The sequence below is a fragment of the Allobosea sp. P1_A7 genome, from assembly GCF_056406775.1.
In genome coordinates this window covers 1-3,117 of record NZ_JBFTZN010000440.1, presented here as the reverse complement: position 1 = coordinate 3,117, position 3,117 = coordinate 1, and the positions used below count along the sequence as shown (strand labels likewise).

The 3,117-nt window shown below is 63.5% G+C and carries 1 protein-coding gene and 1 pseudogene; one reads left to right on the top strand and one right to left on the bottom strand.

Features of this window, described 5'->3' with window-relative positions; all coding sequences use genetic code 11:
* Positions 1 to 272, top strand: a pseudogene (locus AC1D34_RS35895) (ABC transporter substrate-binding protein); the annotation flags it as partial.
* A 623-nt stretch (positions 273 to 895) separates the two neighbouring features.
* On the opposite strand, the gene AC1D34_RS35890 reads toward AC1D34_RS35895, so the two are convergent.
* Positions 896 to 2,698 carry a mechanosensitive ion channel family protein gene (locus tag AC1D34_RS35890; protein WP_476826828.1) on the bottom strand — a complete coding sequence of 601 codons (1,803 nt, stop codon included), beginning with the start codon at positions 2,696 to 2,698 and terminating at the stop codon, positions 896 to 898.
* Positions 2,699 to 3,117: the final 419 nt, after the last annotated feature.

The following is a 3,117-nucleotide window of genomic DNA, read 5'->3' as shown; positions in this document are numbered from 1 at the left end:
GCTACGAGCAATTCAGCGGGGATAAGGCAAAGCAGCCCCGCAAGGTGTGGGACAATCCCAAGGCGTTGGAACTGCTGCAACAATCATACTACACCTCTGATCCCGCGATACGGCGTCAGCTATTCGGCGGCCTCCATGAAATGATGTCGACCGACGTGCCGTTGGTGCTCCTGTACAATGGGCTGACCGTTTGGGCTCACGGCAGGAACGTAACAGGCTTCGAACCCTGGGAGGGCAAGATGCGCCTGTGGAGCGTGAAGATCGGCCAATGAAATCCCGAAACGCGCAATCATGAGACGCGCTTCCGAGCTCCCACGGCCTGATGCAGCTCAGATAGGCCTGGTAGGGCACTCTACCCAAATCTGGAGAGGGATCAGGGTCTCAGGTCACCGGTGCCCGAGGCAAGGTGATGTTCCTGGCCCAACCCAATCAAGGCGCGAATGACAAGACCGGGCCCCTGTGATCCAGCGGCCATGTCAGCGACGGCGTCTTCCCTGACGGGATCGAACGATTGCCGACGCRATTGGCGCCAAATGGCAAGACCCGGCGACCGGGCAATGCGCGAAATGATCTCGACAGGTTTCGTCTGCTGATCGGACAGCGATCGATCGGATGAAGGCTTCGACTGTCAGGCCGTGCCGACAGGTCAAAGCCCCGCCCGAGATTCGCCCGGTGTCTGGTTGCCTGACGGCCGGAGGATCGATGGAGCGCGATATGGCTGAGATCGCGATGGTCGCCATGGGATCGGTTGTCTATTCGTTGACCTGCTGGGTCGCCCTCGCGCCCCGTCGCAGATGAGCGGCCGATGCTTCGGCTTGGACCCGTTCTTATGCCTGGACCGGTTCTTGTGGCCGCAAGGCCCCGATGCCCGGTAAACGAAGGCGAACAGCCAGGCTCACCCACCCATCTCGGGGACATGAAGCGGCTTGGGCACCAGTTTGATGCCGTTCTCCGCCAGCACGATCCGCACCTTGGACAGGATCGCCTTGCGGATCTGGAATTGACGCCCGGCCCGGGCCTTGTATTTGGCGCGGATTACCAGAGTGCCTTCCTCGAGGGCTGCAATGCCCTGGCTCTTGAACGGCTCAAGCAGATCGGCGTTCAGCTCCGGATCCGCTTCGATCTCCTGCCCGATCTTCTTGAACAGTTTCCGCACGGCTTCGACATCGGTGTCCAAGGCAACTCGGAACATCATCTTCTCGATGACCCATTCGCGGCTGAAATTCTGGATCTTCCCGATCTGCCCGAAAGGAATGGTCGCAACCGGACCACGCGGGTGCCTCAGGGAGACCGATCGCAACGAAATTCTCTCGACAGTGCCCTTGGCTCCTGAGGTCTCGATATATTCGCCCAGGCGGAAGGCATCATCGACGAGGAAGAACAGACCGGCCACCACATCCTTGACCAGGGTCTGGGAGCCCAGCCCGATCGCCAGGCCGAAGATCGAGAGGCCGGTGATCAGCGGCCAGACATTGATGCCGAGCATCACCAGGACGGTCAGAGCCCCCAGCGTCAGAAGCGCGGCCTTGGTGAGGCCCACGAGCAATGGGCCGACAGTGGTCAGCCGCGTGCCGATCATGGCGGCGGGGACCTGCGGATCGCCCGGCGTTTGAGGTCTGATGCGGGCGGCCATGATGGCCACCCAGTTCCAGCAGAAGGCAATGACCAGCACGAGCATCAGGATCTCGCCGGCTTTCAGCAGGACGGTGCCCCGCGGAATACCGACGACATCCAGGATCGGCAGGAGCCAGAGCGTCGCCAAGACCGCGAGAATCGATGCGGCGACCACGATGCGGAAGGTGCGCCACAGCGCGCCCGTCAGTTCTCCGCCCTGCGAGCGAACCGCCTGCCAGCCGCGTCTTTCGATGGCGACGTCGAGATGAGGACCGGCGAGAACCAGAAGAAGCGAAAGCAGCAACAATCCGCCCCGTGTCGGCCTTCCAATCGTCAGGTCCAGCTGGATGAAGAGGAAGGCGGCGATGACGACCGCCACCACGAGCCCGGGCCAGAGTGCAGCCAGCTTCCGGCGGAGCGATCCTGCGCTGCTGCCGAAGGACAGGACCCTCGTCACCAGCCCGCGATGACGAAGATACGCGGCTGCGACCAGAATGGTGAACGGCAAGGACACCGCGAATGTTGCGAAGAGATCGCGTAGCGGATCGGCCGCATTCCATATGCGCAGACAGGCAAGGACCACCAGGCCGCCGGCCGCGATGCCGATGGCGACCGCGAGATCGCGTCGCCAAGGCCAGAAGATCGACCGGCGACCGGTGGCCAGCGGGAAACAGATCATTGTCGCCACGGCCGAGATCACGACGCAGTTGAGCAAGGCGCGGCGGAGCACCGTATCGGAGATGAGACTGAGGAGCAGGACCCAGGCCGCCAGCACCGCGAGCAAGGCGGCCGCAAACCAGGCGGCCCCGAACAGAAGCGGCCGGGCCTTCACTTTGCCGATGATCGCGCTGGCAAAAGCTGCCGTTGCGACAGCGGCAATCAGGCAAACCGCTGCAATGCCGAGAGCCAGCAGCGCGGGACGATAGCCGGCGGCCTCCAGAACTTGGACGAAATCGTGCCACGCACCGCCGGACGAGAGCCAGCCCGACAGCCTCCTCGTCAGACCGTCCTCGATCAGCGTGGAGAACCGATGGAGCATCCCGGATGCAACCTCGAGCTCGTCGGTCGTTGAAACAGCAGCCATGGTCTCAGTCTCGCGTGGAAGTCGACGACACCAGTCCGTCCAAGCCAGACAATTGTCCGGCACGGAGAACGTTCTGAACGCCTTGCAAGGGAGGGACGCCCCGATACTGCCGGGATAGGGCTGCGGCCTTCGCGGCGCAATCCGGCATAGGGCTTGCCCCCCTGGCCTGGCGCGGGGGCCACCTGCTGTCGATCCTGAGAACCGTCGCGCAGGAGACTGTGTCGGCAGACTGCGGAAAGGCGAGATCGCGCGCCGTTGCGCCTGACATTGCTGCTTGTCCCCCGCCGTGCCGGCTCCTGCGTGAGCGCTCCGGCTCGCTGCAGCACGCAATCGCGGACGAATCGGCCCGCGAGTCCCGCGGCGGGCATTTCGTGCGTGGACAGCCTGCCCGTCTTGCCATTTCGCGCCAATCGCGACCG

Coding starts and splice junctions, on each gene's coding strand:
- AC1D34_RS35890 (WP_476826828.1), bottom strand. CDS start 2,698: ATGGCTGCTGTTTCAACGACCGACGAGCTCGAGGTTGCATCCGGGATG.